The organism is Microcoleus sp. PH2017_08_TRC_O_A (assembly GCF_020738665.1).
GTDB lineage: Bacteria > Cyanobacteriota > Cyanobacteriia > Cyanobacteriales > Microcoleaceae > Microcoleus.
In genome coordinates this window covers 1-6,783 of the sequence record NZ_JAEQCE010000153.1, presented here as the reverse complement: position 1 = coordinate 6,783, position 6,783 = coordinate 1, and the positions used below count along the sequence as shown (strand labels likewise).

Here is a 6,783-nt window from a genome sequence, read left to right as displayed (position 1 = left end):
AGTGTCGAGGAGCTAGGCTAGCAAAACTCATCTTTACACCCGCCAAGGATTAGAAGTCATAAATAGATAGGACATACCCCCAACCAGGGGTATTTTTTTGACTAGAATCCTTCTAGAAACTGCGGGCTTACAAGTAAGCTACCTCAACGGCTGTAATGACGCAAATACGTTAAGTAAATAGAAAGTGTCTAGAAAACAGAGGTATAATGGCTGGAAGGGTAGCGAGATGGTAAGTCTAGAGGGCATGTCCCTGTCCTTTGAGAAACACTTCCTCGTAACTGCCGGTGCGCCCGCCGATGATGTCGCGAATACCCGCGAAGAAATCTCGCAGGGCGTTTGTGCCGTAGACAACCTCGGCAGTTACAATTCCCAAGTAAGATTGAATTTCTGCTCCTTGGATGATATCAGTTGTTGTTACAATCATCAGTTGGCCTCAAGTGCGAAAATTTTGAGTTGGTCGATTTCTGTAGGTTTACTACATCTCCCCGCTCAAAGATTCCAGGCAAACCCTAAGCTGTAAGCTTGTTAAGCTGACAGCAATTCGCTCTTTTAATCCACACACTCTTTGAAAAAAATGGCCGTCCACAAACAAAGTCTCTTGGTATTCAGTACACTTTTGGTAGCGGGATTCGCGATCGCAACGCCGCAGATAGCGCTCTCAGCAGACACACCAGAGGAAGTTCAACCTAAAAATAATGCAAATTTAGATAGTCTGCTGCGGCAAGGACGCGAGTTGGTAGATTTAGGAGACTACAGTAAGGCGATCGCCATTTATCAACAAGCAGCCCGTTTAGATGCGGAAAACCCGCGCATTTTTTCCGGTATTGCCTATCTACAAGCGCGTCAGGGTAACTATCAAGCCTCAGTGGAATTTTACCAACAGGCGATCGGTCTGGAACCCAAAAATGCTGACTTTCAATACGCCTTAGGATATGCTATGGCGAACCTGCAAAACTATCCCGCAGCAGCAGCAGCTTACCGTCGCGCCGCTGTGCTCGATCGCAAAAATGTCAACGCCCGAATTGGACTCGGAGTGGTGCTGTTTCAGCAAAAAGATTACAGCGGTGCATTTAAAGCATACCAAGAGGCGATCGCCCTCGATCCCAAAAATTGGCAAGCTTATTCTTCATTGGGTTTAGTATTGATCCAGCAGGGAAACTTTGCCAGTGCTGTCACCGTGCTCAAACAAGCAGCCAAACTCGCTCCCAAACAAGCCAGCATTCAGTTAAAATTAGGTACTGCTTTGCTGCGTAGCGGCAACACTTCCGAAGGGCTAGCAGCTTTTGAAGAAGCGTCAAAACTAGAGCCGCGGAATCCCGAAGTACAGTTAGAAATTGGCGAACTTCTCAGAGCTCAAAACGACTTAGAAGGAGCGATTATAGCTTACAAGCGAGCGATTGACGTGCGACCGAATCTAGTGAGCGCATACGTTGCAATCGGGGAAATTCAACTAGAAAAACAAGATTTTTCAGGAGCAATTATCACTTTTCGGCGAGTGATCCAGCTCGATCCAGCCCGAGGAGAAGCTTATTACAACATGGGTCAAGCATTCAAAGCGCGCGATCGCAAATCCGACGCAATTCAAGCTTTTCAACAAGCCCTAGACACTTACCGCCAGCAAGGCAACAATGATGGCGCACAAAAAGCCGAGGCGGCGCTCAATGAACTAAAGTAATTAGTCAGTTGATAGTTGATAGTTGATAGTGTTTCTGATGGGTCAGAATCAACAATCCCCGATCGCGCGATACTCAGAAACCGGGTTTCTTCGGAAAATCTCGTGAAGAGGCGTAAATTCTCAGAGAAACCCGGTTTCTTGGACGCTTGCGCGTGGAACTCAGAAACCGGGTTTCTTGGATGCACGTAGGTTCTTTCTATTCTTCAAAGGTTAAATGCTGGATTAATTTATCGCTAGTTAAATCTTCTAAAAAGTAACGATAAGCATCTGCTGACTGAAATTGCGATCGCACTCGATCTATTTTAGGCAAACTACCCTGGCGCAAATCAATATATAGCCTTTCTCAAAAAGATGAGGTATGGCTGACAGCTTACATAACCGCTGAAATCAAGAGGGCCCAAGCCCAACAACGTCCGCGAATCTTTGTAAAAACCGCTATATTCTTGATAGCTAGAAAACTCCCAAGCCTCGGCTTTTTTAACTATATTAGTAGCACAAACTGGATTTAAGTGAATATAACGAGTTAGGTGTAATAAATACTCTTCTGTATCTACATGAAACATGAAACATGAACAATATCTGTTTGTCTATCAATATTCACCGCGCCACTCCTCTCGCCCCTACGCAGAATCATCGCATCAGAGCAAGAAGTCTGTTAATGCCATTCAAAAGTAACGAAAAATACAAAGGGACAAAATCCTACTCGCTGCCATTTGTAACTTTTAGGCTGTCTGGCAGTTGTGGCATTTCCTCATACTACCAGACAGGATAGAATGCTCGTTATTAGTGAGCGATGTAGGTAGGCAGAAAGTGAAGTATGTCGCGCAGAACGCTATATCCAGCCATGTCCCAAAGCAAATAAGCTAAGAAACCGATCATCGCTAAGCGACCGTTCCAAAGTTCTGCTTGTGGGTTTAACCCAAACAAAAAGGCGTTCCGATCTTTGCCGTTGTAGGCATTAGCGGTAGGAGGTAAGTTAGTAGGGCGAGTTTCCATTTTTTTACATTCCTTAACAATGTTTCGCTTATCATGGTAGCGACCTAATTTCTAGTTTGCTATCTGTCGATAGGTGCAAAATACATACAAGTCTAAAGGAGGATTTTGAGACAAAAATGACGTGTTAAATTTTGTTAAAAACCATTTTTTCAGCGATCGCCTGTATCGGTAGATACTAAAGACAACTGCAAGTTGAGATGGCTGCTGTGAAAAGCTTGCGAAGCCCTGCTGCGACAAACAACGGCCGTTGTGACTCGACAATACTGAAGTCGCGAGAAGCTACAGGAAAAAAAAATAGTCAATTTCAACCGCAAAACAGAACACGATCGCCCTTAACTTAACTAAAATAGGAACAAAGACAGAGCGCGAGGGAGAAACAGTTATCGAAACCATCTACGGCAATCTTCAGGGTCTCAAATCCAGCCAACTCAAACAACTCGAAAAGCTTTACCACCAAAGACTACCGGGCGATCGCATCACCACGGCAGAATTCGCACAGCGCGTCGCCGCCATCAGTACCGAAATCGACAAGCCAATCTGCACCTACATCAACCGTCGCGGACAAGTAATTCGCGTCGGCGTCGGTACGCCCCGCCAAACCCAGATTGCACCCCTAGAATTGCCCCGCTACGGAGGAGGTCGCCTCAGTGGCATTCGCTGCATCGCCACCCACTTGAAGCCCGAAATCCCTAGCGAAGCAGCCATCACCGCCATGGCAATTCAGCGCCTCGATGCCCTGGTTTGGCTGACTCTAAGCGGCGGAGGATTTCAGCGCCGCGGCGGCGGTGCGGCCGGTTACATCCAAGACACTTATCTGGTTCACCTGATACCCCAGGGAGACCGACCAAATTTTGAGTTCTCTGTGTTGAGCGCTAAGTTAGAACCAGCTTCAACTAAAACAGAGGAAATAGAAGAGCCTTTAATTCAAAACTCACCAATCAAAACTCAAAACTTTCCCTGGAAAATATCAGAACCACTGAGTTTGGACGACCTCGCAGACCAAGACTTTCTGGAGTTGGTGGAAGGACTCGAAGCAGATTTTCAAGCAGAATTTGTCGCCAAACAAGTAGATGCAGACCAAGACAAAGTGCTGCTGGTTGGTGTGATGACTCAGCACATGACTCTGCTGGATTTTGAGGACGGACTCGCAGAAATCACGCGGCTGGTGGAAAGCGCCGGAGGTCAGGTATTGCAAACAGTGCGTCAAAAGCGATCGAACCCCCACCCGCAGACAGTCGTCGGCGAAGGCAAAATTCAAGAAATTTCCCTCACCGCTCAAACGATTAGCGCTAACCTCGTGGTATTCGATCGCGACTTGTCCCCCGCACAAATACGCAACTTGGAAATTCAGATTGGTATTCGTGTCGTCGATCGCACGGAGGTAATTCTCGACATCTTCGCCCAAAGAGCGCGATCGAGCGAAGGTAAATTGCAAGTAGAACTCGCTCAACTACAGTACAGCCTGCCCCGCCTGACAGGTCGCGGTCAAGCAATGTCGAGACAAGGCGGCGGTATCGGTACCAGAGGCCCCGGGGAAACTAAACTCGAAACCGAACGCCGGACGATCGCCAAACGCATTTCAAGATTGCAGCAAGAAGTAAATCAACTCCTAGCCCACCGCTTCCGGCTGCGACAGAACCGGCACCACATGGACGTACCCTCAGCCGCGATCGTCGGCTACACCAATGCAGGTAAATCGACTCTGCTCAACCTGCTCACAAATTCCGAGGTCTACGCAGCCGACCAATTATTTGCCACCCTCGACCCCACCACCCGAAAGCTGACGATTCCTGGCGCCCTCACCGAAGAACCGCTGTCGATCGTCCTCACAGATACAGTGGGCTTTATTCGCGAACTTCCCCTCTCATTGATCGACGCTTTTCGGGCTACCCTCGAAGAAGTTACAGATGCCGATGCTTTGCTGCACCTTGTCGATCTTTCGCATCCCGCGTGGCAGAGCCAAATTCGCTCCGTCATGAATATTTTGACAGATATGCCCGTAACTCCCGGGCCTGCCCTTGTAGTATTTAACAAAATCGATGCCGTAGATGGAGATACTCTTGCTCTCGCCCGAGAAGAGTTTCCTCAAGCCGTATTTATTTCGGCCGCCAAAGGTCTCGGCATGGAAAGCCTGCGCGATCGACTAGCCCAGCTCATTCAATACGCCCTCTACCCTCGGTAAATACTTAAATATTCCTTTTCAGTAGTTGACATTCGGGAATACACGTACATATACTGAGGACAGATCTCGTCGAAGCATGAGACTATAAAAGAATAGTCAGATTGTGGATTGCTAATTAGAATACAGCAGATATAGTTTGCGATCGGTTACATACTTAACTTCAGGAGGCGGCGCTCAAGGTTGATTAACAGTAAGACTTTTTCGGACATTTGCACGGACGATCGCTTACATTTGTCATAGGTCTTCGTATCATATAGAGTCAGTAACTCTAGGCTCAAGCCACTGAGCTTGTTAGAGAGATCGAGCAAGCTGTACTGACGGGCCTCAGACCTTCGAGGTCTACGTTATTTGGGTCACGACACCCTGTGGATGCGAAGCTAGTCCCTTGCTCTGTCGAAGCGTGGTTAAACAGTTCTAAAGTCACGCTTTACACTGCTGCTAGCCGGAAAAAGCCCTTATAACTTTGGCGAAGCTAACATTACCCGAAAGGGATTTGGAGACAACCATATCGACCTAGAGCGGCAACCATACCCCTCTAACCCCGCAAGGGGATTCAAGGCGGTTGAAACCGCGCCCGTCGTTTCCCTCTCAGGACTAAAGTCTCGCTCGTTTCCCACTTACCGAGCTATTTTATGAATTTACCCACTCAGATGTAGGTGAAAAACCTTGGTAGTACGCAACCGCTATATAAATAAGTTGCCTCTACAGTATCAAAGCAAATAATCAGATTGGCTAATAGCGCTAAGCGATAACCAAGCTGAACGCAAGAATATAAGTGCTTGTAGAAATTTTTACGGGCATAGGTTGATAGGCCTTGGTTGAGATCCGATCTCAACTTATGTATTTGTTAGCAAATGTTAGCAAAAAAGTATCGGTAAAAACTCTCTTTTAATAGCTGTAAGGGCTGTTAGCTCAGAGGTTGCCAGACGGTGCAAACCAGCCTAGGCGACTAGGGTCAAATAAAATAAGACGACCAAAGTGTTTGGGCGATCGCCTCAAGCGCTATACTATCTTTTACAGGCGTCCGGGAGAGAAAACATCAATTTATGGTAAGAACTCTAAAATCTATGCCCGCCGTGCAGCGCTAATCTCTAGCACTACTTCTATTCTCCGATTTTACCACTGTTTAACTAAATAGTTATGTGTACGCCACTGGCAAAACTAGCAATTGGACTCTCTGCCACAATGGCAACAGGGTTCTACTATCTAGCTGCCGCCCCTCCGGCTTCAGCAGCAGTCGATGTGTGCGGGCCCGGAAACTATTCAAGTGCCTGCGTCCCTGATAATTCCCTCAGCCCTCAATCACCAACACCCGTACCAGTCGAAGTACCGACATCACCTGCACCCGTGCGAGACGCGGTACCGGAAGCGCTGGTAGATCCAGCACCGATACCGATCGTACAACCTGTAGTGCCGGAAGTGCCGGTAGTCCAATCACCAGGCCCTATAATAGTAGAGCCCGCAGTACCGGAACCACCGGTAGCCTCACCACCACCATCAACCCCGATACCGATATTACCCACGCCGGTCATACCACCGGTCATACCACCGGTATCACCATCGCCATCGCCAGTTCCGCCGATACAGGTGCCATCGCCGATATTGCCAAACTACATAAACCCCCCCGTCATTAGAAGAACAACTATCCCAGAACCCGGTACTGTGGTAGCACTCCTGCTGACAGGCGCAGGAATCATCTGTTCCACCAGAAAACGAAACAAGCAGGTCGGTCAGCAACGGTAAGCAGGCCCAAGCTGCTGCTTGTTTTCAACATCTCTCCGTTTCTTGAAGCGCGAGTGTTTTTTTGTTTTTAGGTGAAATCATAAAAAATGTATTATAAAACTTTATTAAGTTTGTAAGCAGTAGTAAGCAATAGTAGTATCATATAGTCAAAATGGTCAACTGAGAGAATTATTGCGATCGTCAAAAA

Annotated in this window: 5 protein-coding genes and 1 pseudogene; 3 read left to right on the top strand and 3 right to left on the bottom strand. The window is 47.4% G+C overall.

The genetic code is table 11. From position 1 onward, the window contains the following. Positions 1-250: 250 nt before the first annotated feature. Positions 251-424: pseudogene (locus JGK22_RS32000) on the bottom strand (heavy metal-binding domain-containing protein); the annotation flags it as partial. Positions 425-574: 150 nt separating this feature from the next. On the opposite strand from JGK22_RS32000, the gene JGK22_RS31995 reads away from it, so the two are divergent. Further along, on the top strand, positions 575-1,675 hold the full coding sequence (locus JGK22_RS31995; RefSeq protein ID WP_293193293.1) for a tetratricopeptide repeat protein: 1,101 nt from the start codon (positions 575-577) through the stop codon (positions 1,673-1,675). A 326-nt stretch (positions 1,676-2,001) separates the two neighbouring features. On the opposite strand, the gene JGK22_RS31990 is transcribed toward JGK22_RS31995, so the two are convergent. Beyond that, positions 2,002-2,238: a hypothetical protein gene (locus JGK22_RS31990; RefSeq protein WP_293185835.1), complete on the bottom strand. Its 237-nt coding sequence runs from the start codon at positions 2,236-2,238 to the stop codon at positions 2,002-2,004. 220 nt (positions 2,239-2,458) lie between these two features. Continuing rightward, positions 2,459-2,671: a chlorophyll a/b-binding protein gene (locus JGK22_RS31985; protein ID WP_293147923.1), complete on the bottom strand. Its 213-nt coding sequence runs from the start codon at positions 2,669-2,671 to the stop codon at positions 2,459-2,461. A gap of 535 nt (positions 2,672-3,206) precedes the next feature. Here JGK22_RS31985 and hflX point away from each other — a divergent pair. Both hflX and JGK22_RS31975 read left to right on the top strand, forming a co-directional pair. Beyond that, the gene (gene hflX / locus JGK22_RS31980) at positions 3,207-4,853 is read left to right on the top strand and encodes a GTPase HflX (protein ID WP_366027226.1); all 1,647 of its coding nucleotides are present in this window, start codon (positions 3,207-3,209) and stop codon (positions 4,851-4,853) included. A 1,140-nt stretch (positions 4,854-5,993) separates the two neighbouring features. Then, on the top strand, positions 5,994-6,596 hold the full coding sequence (locus JGK22_RS31975; protein WP_293185837.1) for a PEP-CTERM sorting domain-containing protein: 603 nt from the start codon (positions 5,994-5,996) through the stop codon (positions 6,594-6,596). Positions 6,597-6,783: the final 187 nt, after the last annotated feature.

Excerpts from the sequence above, each read along its gene's own strand:
- JGK22_RS31985 (WP_293147923.1), bottom strand. The coding sequence starts at position 2,671 with ATGGAAACTCGCCCTACTAACTTACCTCCTACCGCTAATGCCTACAAC.
- JGK22_RS31975 (WP_293185837.1), top strand. The coding sequence starts at position 5,994 with ATGTGTACGCCACTGGCAAAACTAGCAATTGGACTCTCTGCCACAATG.
- JGK22_RS31990 (WP_293185835.1), bottom strand. The coding sequence starts at position 2,238 with ATGTTTCATGTAGATACAGAAGAGTATTTATTACACCTAACTCGTTAT.
- JGK22_RS31995 (WP_293193293.1), top strand. The coding sequence starts at position 575 with ATGGCCGTCCACAAACAAAGTCTCTTGGTATTCAGTACACTTTTGGTA.